General features: G+C 72.6%; 14 protein-coding genes. 10 read left to right on the top strand and 4 right to left on the bottom strand.

The features are described 5' to 3' along the window. Positions 1-143 precede the first annotated feature (143 nt). The 10 genes from BJ958_RS00345 (at position 144) to BJ958_RS00300 (ending at position 11765) form a co-directional block, all read left to right on the top strand. Entirely contained in the window at positions 144-953 is an 810-nt protein-coding gene (locus BJ958_RS00345; RefSeq protein ID WP_179724521.1) for an MlaE family ABC transporter permease, read from the top strand. A 7-nt stretch (positions 954-960) separates the two neighbouring features. Further along, entirely contained in the window at positions 961-1791 is an 831-nt protein-coding gene (locus BJ958_RS00340; RefSeq protein ID WP_179724519.1) for an ABC transporter permease, read from the top strand. Positions 1792-1866: 75 nt separating this feature from the next. Further along, positions 1867-2979: an MCE family protein gene (locus BJ958_RS00335; RefSeq protein ID WP_179724517.1), complete on the top strand. Its 1113-nt coding sequence runs from the start codon at positions 1867-1869 to the stop codon at positions 2977-2979. After that, positions 2976-4031, top strand: a complete 1056-nt coding sequence (locus BJ958_RS00330; RefSeq protein WP_179724515.1) for an MCE family protein — start codon at positions 2976-2978, stop codon at positions 4029-4031. Before BJ958_RS00335 ends, BJ958_RS00330 begins: the two co-directional genes overlap by 4 nt. After that, positions 4031-5011 carry an MCE family protein gene (locus BJ958_RS00325; RefSeq protein WP_179724513.1) on the top strand — a complete coding sequence of 327 codons (981 nt, stop codon included), beginning with the start codon at positions 4031-4033 and terminating at the stop codon, positions 5009-5011. The genes BJ958_RS00330 and BJ958_RS00325 overlap by 1 nt, the downstream gene beginning before the upstream one ends. Then, positions 5008-6150, top strand: coding sequence for an MCE family protein (locus tag BJ958_RS00320; RefSeq protein WP_179724510.1), 1143 nt, complete (start codon positions 5008-5010; stop codon positions 6148-6150). Before BJ958_RS00325 ends, BJ958_RS00320 begins: the two co-directional genes overlap by 4 nt. Further along, complete coding sequence (locus BJ958_RS00315) at positions 6147-7118, top strand: MCE family protein (protein WP_179724508.1); 972 nt, start codon at positions 6147-6149, stop codon at positions 7116-7118. Before BJ958_RS00320 ends, BJ958_RS00315 begins: the two co-directional genes overlap by 4 nt. After that, positions 7115-8257, top strand: a complete 1143-nt coding sequence (locus tag BJ958_RS00310) for an MlaD family protein (protein WP_179724507.1) — start codon at positions 7115-7117, stop codon at positions 8255-8257. Before BJ958_RS00315 ends, BJ958_RS00310 begins: the two co-directional genes overlap by 4 nt. 29 nt (positions 8258-8286) lie before the next feature. Continuing rightward, positions 8287-10158: an AMP-dependent synthetase/ligase gene (locus BJ958_RS00305; protein ID WP_179724506.1), complete on the top strand. Its 1872-nt coding sequence runs from the start codon at positions 8287-8289 to the stop codon at positions 10156-10158. Further along, complete coding sequence (locus BJ958_RS00300) at positions 10155-11765, top strand: succinic semialdehyde dehydrogenase (protein ID WP_179724505.1); 1611 nt, start codon at positions 10155-10157, stop codon at positions 11763-11765. Before BJ958_RS00305 ends, BJ958_RS00300 begins: the two co-directional genes overlap by 4 nt. Here BJ958_RS00300 and BJ958_RS00295 read toward each other — a convergent pair. The 4 genes from BJ958_RS00295 to BJ958_RS00280 form a co-directional block, all read right to left on the bottom strand. After that, positions 11743-12957, bottom strand: a complete 1215-nt coding sequence (locus BJ958_RS00295) for a DNA glycosylase AlkZ-like family protein (protein ID WP_179724504.1) — start codon at positions 12955-12957, stop codon at positions 11743-11745. The genes BJ958_RS00300 and BJ958_RS00295 overlap by 23 nt on opposite strands. A gap of 112 nt (positions 12958-13069) precedes the next feature. Continuing rightward, positions 13070-13729, bottom strand: coding sequence for a response regulator (locus BJ958_RS00290; RefSeq protein WP_273520096.1), 660 nt, complete (start codon positions 13727-13729; stop codon positions 13070-13072). Positions 13730-13846: 117 nt separating this feature from the next. After that, complete coding sequence (gene hpf / locus BJ958_RS00285) at positions 13847-14473, bottom strand: ribosome hibernation-promoting factor, HPF/YfiA family (RefSeq protein WP_179724503.1); 627 nt, start codon at positions 14471-14473, stop codon at positions 13847-13849. 584 nt (positions 14474-15057) lie between these two features. Further along, on the bottom strand, positions 15058-15759 hold the full coding sequence (locus BJ958_RS00280; RefSeq protein WP_343052510.1) for a ComF family protein: 702 nt from the start codon (positions 15757-15759) through the stop codon (positions 15058-15060). Between the last annotated feature and the right edge of the window lie 11 nt (positions 15760-15770).

The raw sequence follows: 15770 nt of genomic DNA, 5'->3' as shown, positions 1-15770 counted from the left end.
GACTGTCATTTGCTGCGTGCAACGCAGGATCTCCTTCAAGGGTTGACGCGCGTCACATCGACGTGGACAGTACGTGTGTGACAGTTCTACTGTCATTGTGCCCCCTCCGAGCCTGACCGCAGCCGTACGACGACAGGAGCGCCATGCCCGCCCACAGCGCCCCGCGGGCCGCCCTGGCCCTCGGCAGGCCGCTCGCGGAGGTCGTCGCGCTGCTCGGGTTCACCCGCCGGGTGCTCGCCGCCGCTCTCGGGTCGGTCACGGGTCGCCGGTTCCCGCTGGCCGAGACCGTGGTGCAGACCTGGTACGCGATCCGGGTCTGCACGCTGCCCGCCCTCGCGGTCTCGGTCCCGTTCGGCATCATCCTCGCGCTGCAGGTCGGCGTGCTCGCCCAGGAGGTCGGGGCCGTCGCGTTCACCGGCGCGGGCAACACGCTGGCCGTCGTCCGCCAGGCCTCTCCCCTGATCACGGCCCTGATGCTGTCCGGCGTCGCCGGCTCGGCGATCTGCGCGGACCTCGGCTCGCGCCGGATCCGCGAGGAGATCGACGCGATGGAGGTGATGGGCCTCTCGGTGGTAGAGCGGCTCGTCGTGCCGCGGATGTTCGCGGTCGTCGCCGTCGCGGTGCTGCTCAACGGCGTCGTCATGTTCTTCACGATCATCACCACGCTCAGCGTCAGCGTGGTGCTGCAGGACCTCCCGCCGGGCAGCTACCTCGCCTCGGTCACCACGCTGGCCCAGGTCTCCGACCTGTGGCTCTCGCTGGCCAAGGCGGCGATCTTCGCGGTGATCTGCGCCCTCGTGGCGTCGTACAAGGGACTGCGGGCCGAGCGCGGCCCGACCGGCGTCGGCGAGGCGGTCACCAGCGCGGTGGTGACCAACTTCGTGCTGCTCTTCGCGGCCAACTTCGTGATCTCGCAGGTCTACAGCACCTTCGCGGGAGGGCCGATCGGATGAACCACCCGTGACGGCGATCGAGGAGAGCGTCGACAAGGCGGTCGTCGGGCCCCTGGCCGGCATCGGGCTGCAGCTCGTCCTGGCCTGGCGCGCGGTCGTGGCGCTGCCGGTCGCGCTCACCCGCTACCGCGGCGAGATCCAGCGGGTCCTGGCGGAGGTCACCCTCGGCTCGGGCATCTTCCTCGTCGGCGGCGGCGTCGTGGGCGTCGTGCTGCTGCTGTCGACGCTGACCGGCACCGAGGTCGGGCTCGAGGGCTACCAGGGCCTCGACGTGATCGGCCTGGCGCCGCTGACCGGGTTCATCTCGGGGTACGCCAACACCCGCGAGCTCGCGCCCATGGTCGCCGCACTCGGCTTCGCCGCCCGGATCGGCTGCGGCTTCACCTCCCGGCTCGGCGCGATGCGGATCAGCGAGGAGATCGACGCGCTCGAGTCGATGGCGATCCGCCCGATCCCCTACCTGGTCAGCACCCGCCTGGTCGCCGCGTGGATCGTCGTGCTGCCGCTCTACCTGATCGGCCTGGTCGGCACCTACGTCGCCACGGACCTGATGGTCACCACCTTCTACGGCCAGTCCGCCGGCACCTACGACCACTACTTCCGCACCTTCGTCGCCCCGGTCGACGTCATCTACTCCGCGATCAAGGTCGTCGTGCTGACCACGGTCGTGACCCTGATCCACTGCTACCACGGCTTCACCGCCACCGGCGGCCCCGAGGGCGTGGGCCGCGCGACCGGCCGCGCGATCCGGGCCAGCATCATCTCGCTCACCGTCGTCGACATCCTGCTGACGCTGCTCCTGTGGGGCGCGGACCAGCAGGTCCAGATCTCGGGGTGAGCGCGTGAACCACCCCACTCGATTCTCCGCTCCCCCGCTTCGCTCCTGCGCGAACAATCGGTCGGGGACCCCGGTATGAGCGAGTTCCTGTTCGCCCACAGCAAGGCCGACCCGCGCGCCCTGCGGCTGCGGCTGGCCGCGCTCGGCGTCGTCGGCCTCCTGCTGCTCGGCGCGCTCACCGGCGCGCTCGGCCTGCAGACCCTCGGCATCGTCAGCGACGACGTCCGGGTGACCGTCCAGCTCCCCACCGTCGGCGACACGCTCGGGATCAACTCCGACGTGAAGTACGACGGCCTGCGGGTCGGCCGCGTCGTCGAGGTCGATCCCGCCGGACCGAGCGCCGAGGTGCTGGTCGCACCCGAGCACGCCGCGCTGATCCCGGCGGGCGTGGTCGCGCGGGTGCTGCCGGGCACCCTGTTCGGCAACGAGTACGTCGACCTGGTGAGCGCGAGCGCCACCGCGACCCCCACCGCGACCCCCACCGCGGCCGCCGGCGGGGCACACCTGGCCGAGGGCGCCGTCGTGCCGGCGGACACCTCGACCGCGACGCTGCGGCTGATGGACACCTTCTCCGCGACCCAGCGGCTGCTCGCGGCCGTCGACCCGGCCCGGTGGGACCTCGCGCTGTCGCAGCTCGCCGACGCGCTGGACGGGCGGGGGGCACGGATCGCGGAGCTGGTCCGCGACGGCAACGGCTTCCTCGGCCGCTGGGCCGACCTGCACCCGCAGGTGCGCGAGGACCTCGACCTGCTCGCCCGCGACACCGACCTGGCCGGCGAGGTCGAGCCTCGGCTGGTGAAGGCACTGCGCGACACCCGGCCGCTGGCCCGGACCTTCGTGCAGCAGCAGGCGAGGATCTCGCAGCTGCTCGCCGACGTGCCCGAGCTCCTCGACGGCGAGGACGGCGTGACCACCTTCCTGCGTGACAACGCAGCTGCGACCGCGCGCCTGCTCAACGCCAGCGCCGCGACGCTCGAGGTGTTCGCCGAGCGGTACCCCGCCTTCGCCGAGCTCCTCCGCAAGGTGCCGGTCCTGCTGCGCAACGGCGCCGAAGCCGTCAAGGACGGCCGGATCCAGATGGAGGGCGTGCTCGCGCCCCAGCTGCTCGACCCGTACGACCCCGCCGACCCGAAGGACTGCCCCACCTACCGCGGACTCACCGGACCCTGCGGGGGTGACCACCGGTGAGCCGCCAGCTGAGCGAGCTGCGCCGCCACCGCGGCGCCGCGCTCGGGGTCGCCTGCTTCGCGCTGGTCGCCGTCGTGCTGACCAGCATGGTCGCCGGCACCCTGTCCCGTGCCCAGCACGGCGACGCGATCACCGTCACCGCCGTGTTCCGCGACGCCACCGGGTTGCGCGCCGGCGACGACGTGCGGATCGCAGGGGTGAGGGTCGGCCGGGTCACCGGCACCCGCCTCGGCAGCGGCGATGAGCGCGGCCTCGCGGTCGTGACCATGAGCGTCGACGCGGGGCAGCGGCTGCACGACGACGTGACCGCGTCGGTCGACTACCTCAACCTGATGGGCCAGCGGTACGTCGCCCTGGCCCGGCCCGACCGCACGGCGAGGGCCGGACGGCTCACCGACGGCGCCCGTATCCCGCTCGCCCGCACCCGGCCCGCGCTCGACCTGACCGCGATGTTCAACGCCTTCGAGCCGATCTTCGACCTGCTGCAGCCCGCCGACATCAACCAGCTCGCGACCAACATCGTCGAGGTGCTGCAGGGCCGGGGCCCCACGATGGCGCACCTGCTGGACCAGACAGCGAGGCTCACCTCCGGCATCGTCGACCGTGACGCCACGCTCGCGAAGGTCGTCGACAACGTCACGCTGGTCCTCGACACCACCGACGAGCACCGCACCGAGATCACCCGCCTGGTCGACGGGCTGGCGTCCCTCACCGGCGGTCTCGCGAAGGACAGCGACCGGATCGCGAGCAGCCTCGACTCGATCGCCCGGCTCTCGGCCACGACGGCCGACCTGGTCGGCGAGGTCCGCCAGCCGGTCACCGACGTGGCCGACCTGAGTGCTCCGTGGTTCCGCTACCTCGCCCAGCGCCGCGACCTGCTCGTGCAGACGGGCGCGGCCGTCCCCCGGCAGCTGGACACCTACCTGCGCACGCTCGGCTACGGCAGCTACCTCAACGTCTACGTCTGCACGCTCGCTGCCGGCGGTGCCGGGTTCCCGTTCAGGCTCGACCTCGGCGTGACCGGCAACAGGCACTCCACGAGGTGCCGCTGATGGGGACGCTCGGACGACTCGCCTGGCCGCTGCGCCTGGTCGCGGCCCTGGTCGTGCTCGGCCTGCTGCTGCTGGGTGTCCGCGCGTTCGCGGGCGATCCGGCGTACCACGCGCGGCTGCGGCACGCCGCGGGGCTGGAGCCCGGGGACGACGTACGGATGGCAGGGCTGAGGATCGGCGAGGTGACTGCGGTGACGGCCGAGCGCGACCAGGTCGACGTCCGGTTCAGCCTGACCGGCGCTCCCGGGGACCTCGGTGTCACCGCGGACAGCACCGTGCAGGTCAAGCTGCTCTCCATCCTCGGCGAGCGCTTCCTCTCGCTCAGCCCGGGCGAGGGCGCGGCGCTCGGCGACGACGGGACGATCGCCGTCGAGCACGCCGTGGACAGCTACACGATCGAGCGGTTCTGGCTGGAGTCCACTCCCCAGGTCGAGGCGCTCGACCTCGACCGGGTGCACCGCGCGGTCGACGTGCTGGCCACGGACCTCGCCGTCGAGCCGGACGCCCTGCGGGACGCTCTCGACGGCATCGCTGGGGTGTCCGCGATCGCCAACGACCGCGAGCAGCAGCTCGACGAGCTGCTCACCTCGATCCGCAAGGTCACCGACCTGGTCCTGGAGCAGAGCGACGAGCTCGACCAGGTCCTCGCCCACGGCACGACCGTGATGCTCATGGTCCAGCAGCGCAAGGAGACCCTGCGCGCGCTGCTCTCCGACGCGCACCGGTTCGTCACCGGCCTCACCGCACTGGTGCGGGCGACGGCACCCCAGCTCAAGCCGGCGCTGCGCGACCTGCGCACCGTGCTGAAGGTCCTCGACGAGCACACCGCGCTGCTCGACCGCACCCTCGAGCTCGCCGGCCCCACCATGCGGGTCTTCACCAACGCGACCGGCGACGGGCCCTGGCTCGGCGTGAACGCGCCCTGGGCGATCGTGCCCGACGACCTGGTCTGCTCGATCTCGCCGGAGGACTGCAAGTGAGCCGGCAGCGCATCCTCACGATCGCCGGGGCAGTCGTCGCGCTGGCCCTGCTCGTCTCCGGCGCCCGACTGCTCGGCTGGCTCGGTGGCGACGACCCCGACGACCTGGTCGTGACCGCCGACTTCGCCGACACGACCGGCGTGTACGTCGGCAACGACGTCACCTACCTCGGCGTGAGGGTCGGCGAGATCGTCCGGATCGAGCCGCAGGGCGCGACCATGCGGGTGGTCATGCACCTCGCCCCGGACACCCGGGTCCCCCGCGACGCGGGCGCCGAGATCCTGCAGGGCTCCCTGGTCACGGACCGGTACGTCGAGCTCGGGCCTGCCTGGACCGACGGGCCGACCCTCGCGTCCGGGGCCCACATCGCCGCCGACCACACCCGGGCGCCGGCCACCGTCGACGAGATCGCGAAGGCGATCGACGACCTGGTGCTCGCCCTCGACGGCGGTCCCGAGGGCCCGGGCAGCAAGGGCGACAAGGGCCTCGGTGACGTGCTCTCTGCCATGGCGAGGACGCTGGACGGCAACGGGCCGCACCTGCGGGCCGCGCTCGCCGAGAGCCGCGACGCACTGGCGACGATCAACGCCAAGGCCGGCGACCTGACCGCGGTCACCGACAACCTCGTCGCCCTGGTCGACACGCTCTCCGAGCGCGACCGGTCGATCCGCGACTTCACGAAGGCGGCCGCCGACACCGGCGACGTCCTCGCCGACCAGCGCCAGGAGCTGGTCGCGACCCTCGACAGCCTCGACGAGCTCACCCGGCTGGCCGACCGCTTCCTGAAGCAGAACGGCGGCGTCCTCGGCGACGACCTGTCGGGCCTCGCGGACGTGGTCGCCCTGGTCCGCTCCCGGCAGGACTCGCTGGCCGAGGCCTTCGACACGATGCCGACGATGGCGGAGAACTTCGCCCGCGCCTACGACTGGGACCTCGGCCGGCTTCGCGTGCAGTTCGCGTTCAGCGCCGGTCCGTTCTCCGCCGCCTTCCGCGACCACAGCTGCCGGGTCTTCGCGAAGGCGCTCGCCGGCGACGGCGGCACCCGGATCTGCGGGCTGCTCTTCACCGAGCAGGGCACCGGGCTGCTCGACCCGCTCCTCGACGGCGTCTACGACGGCCTGCCGGGGGCGATCCCGTGAGGCGCGCACTCGCCATCGTGACCCTCCTGGTCGCCGGCCTCACCGCCGGCTGCGGGCTGACCCTGGAGGACGTGCCGCTGCCGGACCTGGTCGACGGTCCGACGTACGCCGTCACGGTCGAGTTCACCGACGCGCTCAACCTCCCCGTGGATGCCCCGGTGAAGCTGGACGGCGCCACCGTCGGGCAGGTCACCGCGGTCGAGGCGGGCGACTACGTCGCCGAGGTCGAGCTCGCGCTGTCGACGTCCGTGCGGCTGCGCGACACCTCGCGCGCCGAGATCCGCCTGACCTCCCCCATGGGGACGGCGTTCGTGCAGCTCTTCCCCGGCGACACCGGAGCCGTGCTGGCCGACGGGGCAACCCTCCCGGTCGCCGCGACCGGCAGCGCACCCGACGTGACCGACCTGCTCAGCGCGCTGTCCACGGTGGTCACCGGCGGCAGCTTCGCCGACATCTCCACGATCATCGACCAGCTCAACGCGGCGCTGACCGGCAACGCCGACGACGTGCGACGCCTCCTGCACCGCCTCGACACCGCGGTCACCGACCTGAACGCAGACTTCCCGCGGGTCGACCGGCTGACCGCCGCGCTGGACCGGCTGACCATCCGGCTGGCCGGCGACCTGCCTGACATCACCCGCTCCCTCACCGCCCTCTCCGGGCTGGTCACCACCTTCGACCGGCAGCGCGCGCAGCTGGTCACGGCGATGGAGTCGCTGAGCCGGTTCGACGCCGTCGCCACGCCGCTGACCGCGGCCGTGCGCGAGGACCTCGTCGCCCAGCTCGAGGACATGGAACCGGTGGTCCGCACCCTGCTCGCCGGCCGCGACGACATCGACGGCGTGATGACCGGGCTGGTCGCCTTCGCCGAGGGCAGTGACCGGGCGGCACCCGGCGACTTCGCCAACTTCGACCTGACCTTCCTGCTCGACCTCCAGGCGCTGTCGGCGACCGGAGGTGCGCAGTGAGCCGCCGCCCCACGCCCGTGGAGGCCGTCGCCGCCACCGCCCGGATGTGGCAGCGCCGGATCCGGGTCGCCCAGTCGCTGATCCTGGTCATCCTCGTCGGCGGCGTCGTCCACGTGGCCGACACCGTCGTCGGCGGGTCCCTGTTCCACCACCCCTACGCCGTCACCGTCGAGCTCCCGCAGGCCGCCGGCCTGCACGAGGGCTCGGTCGTCACCTACCGCGGCCAGCGCATCGGCGAGGTGACCCACGTCCGGCTGAGCGCGAAGCCCGGCGTCGGCGTCGTCGCGCGGATCGAGATCGAGTCCGGCGTGGAGGTGCCGCGGGACAGCGCGATGGAGGTCCGCAACCTGTCCGCGGTCGGCGAGCAGTACCTCGACGTACGTCCCTCGTCGAGCAAGGGCCCGTTCCTCGCCGACGGGTCGACCGTTCCCCTGTCGGCGACCAGTGTGCCGCTCGGCGTGCCCGACGTGCTGGCGCACGCGCAGCGGCTGATGTCGCACCTCGACGTCGCCGACGTGCAGACCATCGCCACCGAGACCGCCGCGATCTTCGGCGACAACGACCAGGACGTCGACCTGCGCTCGTTGGCGGTCGAGCTGGAGAGTGCGTTCGCGATGCTGCGCCGGCTCGAGCCCGCCCTGACGAGGCTCGCGGAGCAGGCCGAGACACCGCTGACCACGGTGGCCGACCTCTCCCCCGAGATCCGCCGGCTCTCCGCGGACCTCGAGGCCGTGGCCCAGTCGCTCGCGACGGCCACGCCCGCCGTGCGCAGCACCGTCACGACCGCGATCGACCTGGTGCCGCGTCTCCAGCGCTGGTGGCGGTCGGCCTCCCCGCAGCTGCGGCGGATGCTGCGCGACGGGGTGCCCCTGACCGAGATGGCCGCCGGTCACCTGCGCGGGCTCCAGCACTGGCTGGACTGGGCGCCGGTCCAGGCCGACGTGATGGCCGGCAGCACGCGCGACGGCAGCGGCCGGGTCGTGCTCGTCCCCCGGATCCTCAAGAACTGCGTCTACGACCGCAGCGTCCAGCGCGACATCCAGGACACCAGCCGCCGCGAGCCGCGCACCGACGTGCGTTGCACCGACCCGCCGAAGGGCACCCAGGGCCGCGGCTCCGCCGAGGTCCCCCAGCAGTAGTCCCGTCCGCCCAACCGAGAGGAACCACGATGAGCACCGACACCCTGACGATCCGCGCCGAGATCGAGCAGGAGATCGCCGGCCTCACCCTGCCCGCGGCCCTGGCCCGCACCGTGGAGGCCGAGGGCGACCGGGCGGCGTACTCCGACAAGGTCGGGATCGACCTGTCCGCGGGCTACGCACCGGGGTGGCGCACGGTCGGCTGGACCGGGCTGCGCGAGCAGGCGCTCGACGTGGCCGGCGCGCTGATGGCGGCGGGCGTCGCCGCGGGCGACCGGGTCGCGCTGATGGCGAGCAACCGGATCGAGCACGTCGTCGCCGACGTCGGCGTCGTGCACGCCGCCGGGGTGTCGATGTCGGTCTACAACACCCTCTCCCCCGACCAGGTGGCCTACGTCGCCGGGCACGCCGAGCCCACCCTCGTCGTGCTGGAGAGCGCCGACCACCTCGCCCGGTGGGAGCGAGCGCTCGCCGAGTCCACCTCGATCCGCACCGTCGTGGTGATCGACGCGGCGCCTCCCGAGGACGACGGCCGCTTCGTGACCTGGGACGCCTTCCTCGCCTCGGGCGCCGCCTGGCGTGCCGACCACGCGACCGAGCTCGCCGAGCGCACCGCAGGCATCTCCCCCGACGACCCGCTGACCATCCTCTACACGTCGGGCACCACCGGGAACCCGAAGGGTGTCGTGCTCACCCACCACGCGGTGCTCTACGAGTGCGTCTGCTCGCTGCGCGTCGCCTCGCCGACCCAGCGCAACGAGTTCATCTCCTACCTGCCGTTCGCCCACATCGCCGAGCGCACGCTCGGCATGTACATCCCGCAGGTCATGGGCGCCCACATCCACCTGATCGCCGACCCCGCGCTGCTGCTCGGCGCCCTCGGCGAGGTGCACCCGACGCGCTTCTTCGGCGTCCCGCGGGTCTGGGAGAAGATCAGGACGGGCATCTCCGCCAAGCTCGCCGCCGAGACCGACCCCGAGAAGAAGGCACAGGTCGAGGCCGCGCTCGCCATCGGCCTGGAGCACGTCGAGGCGCTCCAGTCGGGTAGCAGCGTCTCTCCCGAGCTCGAGGCCCGGTTCCGCGCCGCCGACGAAGGCCTGCTCGCCTTCCTGCGCGCCCTGCTCGGTCTCGACCGCTGCGAGTGGGCGGCGTCCGCCGCCGCCCCGATGCCGCTGGAGGTGGCCAGGTTCTTCGCCGGTCTCGGGATGCGCATCTACGACGTCTACGGCATGACCGAGACCTGCGCCGCGGTCACGTCCTGCGGACCCGACCAGTTCCGGCTCGGGACCGTCGGCCGCGCCCTGCCCGGCATCGAGATCACCCTCGCCGAGGACGGGGAGATCCTGGCCCGCGGCCCGGTCGCCTCGAAGGGCTACTACAAGCAGCCCGAGGCGACCGCCGCCCTCATCGACGCCGACGGCTGGGTGCACACCGGCGACATCGGCGAGATCGACGCCGACGGCTTCCTCAAGGTCGTCGACCGGAAGAAGGAGATGATCATCACCTCCTCCGGCAAGAACATCGCGCCCTCCAACATCGAGAACTACCTCAAGGAGAGCCCGATCGTCGGCCACGCGCTGGTCTTCGGCGAGGGCAGGCCGTACGTCGTCGCGGTGCTCACCCTCGACGCCGAGATCGCGCCTCTGGTCGGCGCCCAGCTCGGCATCCCGGCCGGCACCTCGCTCGCCGAGCTGGCCCAGCACCCCGCGATCCTCGCGGTCGCCCAGCAGGCCGTCGACGCCGCCAACGACCGACTTTCCCGCCCCGAGCAGGTCAAGGCCTGGGAGCTGCTCCCGGTCGAGTGGACCGCCGAGTCCGAGGAGCTCACCCCGACCCTCAAGCTCAAGCGCCGCGTCGTCCACGCCAAGTACGCCGACGTCCTGGAGAGGCTCTACTCGTGAGCACCACCACTGCTGCCCCCACCAGCACCGCCCGTCCCGGCTGGGTCACCGACGAGCGGATCTCCGCGTGGAACCGGTGGGTGTCGCGCGACGCGGCCTCGACCGCCACCAGCACCGCGGTCGCGCCGTACGACGGGCAGCCGACGGCCGCCGTGCCGGTCTCCAGCGCCGTCGACGTCGCCGACGCCGTCGCGAGCGCTCTCGACGCCCAGCACCGCTGGGCGCTGCTGCCGTGGAGCACCCGTGCCGGGATCGTGCTGCGCTTCCACGACCTGCTGGTCGAACGGCAGGACGAGGTGATCGACCTGATCCAGTGGGAGATGGGCAAGTCCCGCTTCAGTGCCTGGCAGGAGATCCTGCAGGTCGCCACCATCGCCCGCCACTACGCCCGCCACGGCCGCCGTTACCTGGTCGACAACAAGGTCCGCGGCGCGATGCCGGGCCTGACCCGGGTCCGCGAGGTGCGGGTGCCGAAGGGGGTGATCGGGATGATCTCGCCCTGGAACTACCCGCTCTACCTCGCCGTCGGCGACGTGCTGCCCGCGCTGCTCGCCGGCAACGGCGTGGTCAGCAAGGCGGACTCGCAGACCCCGCTCACCCTGCTGTGGACCCGCGCCCTGCTCGCCGAGGCGGGCCTGCCCCGCGACGTCTGGCACGTCGTCGTCGGCCCGGGCGCGGTCGTCGGCGACGCCCTCATCGGCTCGCCGGACTCCCCGGGCACCGGTGTCGACCACATCTGCTTCACCGGCTCGACCGCCACCGGCCGCCACGTCGGTCGTCGTGCCGGCGAGATGCTGATCTCGGCCTCGCTCGAGCTCGGTGGCAAGAACCCGCTGGTCGTGCTCGCCGACGCCGACGTCGGGAAGGCCGCGGCCGGCTGCGTGGCGGCGGCCTTCGCGAACACCGGCCAGATGTGCATCCACATCGAGCGGGTGATCGTCCACGAGGACGTCTACGACGCCTTCCGGTCGGCGCTCGTGGCCGCGACCGAGGCGCTCACCCTCGGGCAGGCCTACGACTACACCGTCGACGTCGGCTCCCTGGCCTCCCCGGCCCAGCTCGAGGCGGTCACCTCCCACGTTGCCTCCGCCGTGGCGTCGGGCGCTCGGGTGCTGACCGGAGGCCGGGCGCGGCCCGACCTCGGCCCGCTGGTCCACGAGCCGACCGTGCTCGAGGGCGTCACCGCCGACATGCCGGTCTGCCTCGAGGAGACCTTCGGCCCGGTGATCTCGCTCTACCGCGTCGCCACCGACCTCGACGCGATCGAGAAGGCCAACGAGGGCCGCTACGGCCTCTCCGCGAGCATCTGGTCACGCGACGCCGCCCGTGCGGAGGCACTCGCTCAGCGCATCCGGGCCGGCTCGGTCAACGTCAACGACGGCGCAGCCGCCGCGGCCGGATCGATCGAGGCCGGGATGGGCGGCATGGGCGACAGCGGCCTGGGTCGGCGCCACGGCGCGGAGGGCATGCGCAAGTACACCGAGTCGCAGACCGTCGCCACCCAGCGCCTGGTCCCCCTCGGCCCGCCCGCCGGCATGGCGGTGGAGAGGTTCGTGGGGCTCGGCAACGCCCAGCTCAGGCTGCTCAGGAGGCTGCGGGTGCGCTGACCTCGGCGATGAGGGCCGGGGCGAGGTCGCCCTTGGGCGCGACCACCACCTCGGAGAGGCCGAGCCAACCGGCCAGCCGCTCGAGCTCGGCGGCGAGCTCGCCCGCGGTCTCGGCGGGGGCGTGCGGCTCCGACCACGCCGACTGCACCAGCAGCCGTCCGGAGACCCGGTCTGCCTTGAGGTCGACCCGGCCGACGATCCGGTCGCCGAGCAGGAACGGCAGCACGTAGTAGCCGTGCACCCGCTGCTCGGCGGGGACGTAGATCTCGATGCGGTAGAAGAAGTCGAACAGCGCCTCGGCGCGGTCGCGCTCCCACACCACCGGGTCGAACGGGCTGAGCAGCGACCGGGCGCCGATGCGGCGCGGGAGCCGCGCCTCGGTGTGCAGGTAGGCCGGACGCTTCCAGCCCTGCACCTCGACCGGCTCCAGCTCGCCGGCCGCGACGAGCTCGTCGACCGCGGCCCGGGCCTCCCCGACCCGGATCCGGTAGTAGTCGGCCAGGCAGTTGGCCGAGGCCACGCCGTGGGACCGGGCCGCTCGTCGTACGAGCTCGACGTGGGCCTCGGCCGCGGTCATCGCCGGCGCGTCCAGGACCGCTGCCGGCAGGACCCGCTCGGGCAGGTCGTAGCGGATCTCGAACTGGCTGTTGCGGCCCGCGATGGCCAGCTCCCCGGTCATGTAGAGGTAGTCGAGCATCCGGCGGGTGCGCGACCAGTTCCAGCCCCAGTGGTCCTTCGTGCGCGGCAGTCCGTCGTCGAGCTCGCGCGCGGTGCTGGCGCCGCGGTCGGTGATCTCGGCGAGCAGCGCCGCCTCGAGCTGGTCGCCCTCCTCGACGGTGAACCACTTGCCGCGCCGTGCCCGGTAGTCGTCCATCCGGTGCCGCATCGCCGGCCACAGCTCGACCGGCATGAAGGCCTGCACGTGAGCCCAGTACTCGACGACGCGCCGGTTGCGCCCGCTCGCCGCCCGCTGCAGCAGCTGGACGTCGTAGGGCCCCATCCGGGAGTAGAGCGGCATGAAGTGGGCGCGCTGCAGGACGTTGACGCTGTCGACCTGCAGCACCCCGGTGCGGGCCAGGGTGCGGTCGAAGGTGCGCAGCGTCGGGGCGCTGTGGGCCGGGTCGAGGAAGCCCTGCGCGGCCAGTGCGATGCGGCGGGCCTGGGCGAGCGACAGCGACTGCGTGGTGGGCACGGGCCCACCCTAGGAGCCGCCGCCGACAGCCGCCGCCGTCCCACCTGTCCCTGGGGTCACACCGGTCAGGGACTTCCGGGGATCCGTGCAGCGCGCGCGAGCAGTGCCCCGACTACTCCAGCTCGACCAGCTTGGCGCGCACGGCGTACATGACCGCCTCCATCCGCGAGTGCAGCTGGAGCTTCTCGAGGATGTTGCGGACGTGGTTCTTGACGGTGTTCTCGCTGATCGCGAGCTGTGCGGCGACGTCGCGGTTGCTCAGGCCGCGGGCGACGAACCGGAGCACCTCCAGCTCCCGCTCGGTGAGCTTGAGGGCCGGGCCGGCGGTGCGGTCGGGCTTCGACATCGTCTTGAACTCGTCGATCAGCTTGGCCGCCATCGACGGGCTGATCAGCGACTGGCCGTCGGCGACGACGCGGATGCCCTGGGCCACCTCCTCGATGGAGGAGTCCTTGAGGAGGTAGCCCGAGGCACCGCTCTTGACCGCCTCGTAGAGGTCGGCCTCGTCGTCGGAGACGGTCAGCATGATGATCTTCGTCATCGGGACCGCCTCCTTGATCGCGACGCACGCCTCGATCCCGGACTGCTTGGGCATCCGGACGTCCAGCAGCACCACGTCGGGCACGCTGCTGACCACGAGGCTGACGCCGTCGATGCCGTTGCTGGCCTCGCCGACGACCTCGATGCCGTCCTCGATGCCCAGGAGCATGGTCAGCCCACGCCGGAACAGCTCCTGGTCGTCGACCACCACCACACGTACCGGCTCGCTCACGGGCTGTCCCGGTGCTGCGGCCGGCGAAGTACCATCCGCCACGGCGGCATCATGACACGACCTCCCGAGTGAGTGCCGGTCCAGTCCGGTTTCGAGCGCTGCACGATGCTGGGGAGATCAGTCCTGCACGCTCCCGATGTCGAGCGAGATGACGCCGTAGTCGTAGCCGCGGCGGCGGTAGACGACGGCCGGACGCTCGCTCTCCTTGTCGACGTACAGGTAGAAGTCGTGGCCCACCAGCTCCATCTCGTAGAGCGCCTGGTCGAGAGTCATCGGGCTCGCCGGGTGGGTCTTCTCGCGGACCACGAGCGGCCCGTCGCCGGTGACCGTGATCGGACCGACCTGCCGGTCGATCGCGACCTCGTCGCTGTCCTCCTCGACCACGGTGGTCGGGACGTCGGAGAGCGCCTTGCCGACCGAGACCGGCGTACGACGGCCGCGGTGGACCCGCCGGCGGTCGGCGGCCTTGCGCATCTGCGCGGCCATCTTGTCGAGCGCGAGGTCGAGCGCACCCATCTTGTCGTCAGCGGCGGCCTCGGCCCGGATCACCGGCCCCTTGGAGAAGGCCGTGAGCTCGACGTGCACCGCCTGGTCGTGCTGGCGGGGGTTGGGTTCGCAGTCCACCTCCACATGGACCCGGATGATCCGGTGATCGTGCTTCTCCAGCTTGGTGAGCTTCTCCGCGGCATGCTCCCGGAACCTGTCCGAGATCTCGCAGTGCCGTCCGGTGACCACAACATCCATCAGTTACCTCCAAGGGGATTTCGGCGTGATGGGTACTCCTGCCGCCCAGGCAGGAAGCCGGTGTGCTGGCCCGTTGCTCGACCAGCACGAACTCAAGGGGCGACGCCCGGCGCGCGAGCGAAGCGAGCGCCAGGGCGCCATCGTCGCGCCGCCCGCCGTTCCTGCACGGAGGAGCGAGCGAGGAACGAGCGAGCGGGGGAGGAAGAAACGGCGCTGGCAGGCGGCGCGACATGCGCGAGCGAAGCGAGCGCGAAATGGCGGAGTCCGCCCGGCCGACCTGGTCTTCGTCCCCACACCCGCCTGCTGGGGCTTCCGCAGCTTGTTGCCACTACCGGCCCTCTCCCGGGGCCGGACGTATCTGACGTCCGGGCCGAGGCAGGACTGACGACTAAGCCGCACCGTGATCACCGGCCCGGGGGCCGGCTTACGTGGACCGTTTCGCCTGCGACTGGCATCGGCTTGCCGCACCCGGCTGGGCTCGCGCCCGGCCTGGGCGACGCAACCACGGACCCGGGCGGACTCCATGACCAGACGTTAGTCCGTCGGTGGTGACGGCGAAAGGCTTGGCCCGAAGTTCAGACCCTTCATCTGGCGGGGTTCCGGCGCCGGGTCGCGGCGACGGCCGCCGCGGCCTGCACGGGCACCCCGGCGGCCTCCAGCGCGCGCTGTGCCTCACGCAGCGTGGCGCCGGTGGTGAGCACGTCGTCGCACACCACGACGTGGGCGCGGGGGCAGCGCCGCGCGAGGCGTCGTACGGCGTGCGCGGGCGCCGTCATCGAGCCGGCGAGGTTGGCGGAGCGGCCGGCGGCGTCGAGGCCGGCCTGGTCGACGACACCGGGGCGCAGCCGCAGCAGCCGGGCCACCCGTGTCTCGGCGCCGAGCAGCGCGGCGGCGGCCCGGGTCATGGCGAGGGTGGGGTCGTGGCCGCGCTGGCGCACGGTCGTGGCACGCGACGGCACGGGGACCAGGACCAGCGGGCCCGGCGGTGCCGCGGCCCCGACCGACCCGGCGAGCAGGTCACCGAGGGGCCGGGCGAGGGCGAGCACCCGGCGCTCCTTGTGGGCGAGGACGAGGTCACGCAGCAGGCCGTCGTAGTCCCCCACCGCGTAGGTCGGCACCAGCCCCGCCGGGCAGGGCGTCGGCCAGTGCGGCACGGCCTGGGTGGCCAGCAGCCGGCACAGGTCGCGGCAGGCCGGGCAGCAGGGGCGCCCGGGCCGGTCGCAGCCCACGCAGCGCGAGCCGAGCACCAGGTCGACGAACCCGTCGATCAGCTGCGCGGTGGCCACCGGCCCACCTC

The sequence above is a fragment of the Nocardioides kongjuensis genome (assembly GCF_013409625.1).
Taxonomy (GTDB): Bacteria; Actinomycetota; Actinomycetes; order Propionibacteriales; family Nocardioidaceae; genus Nocardioides; species Nocardioides kongjuensis.
Note: the sequence above shows the minus strand (reverse complement) of the source record. Positions and strands in the feature narration are given on the sequence as shown.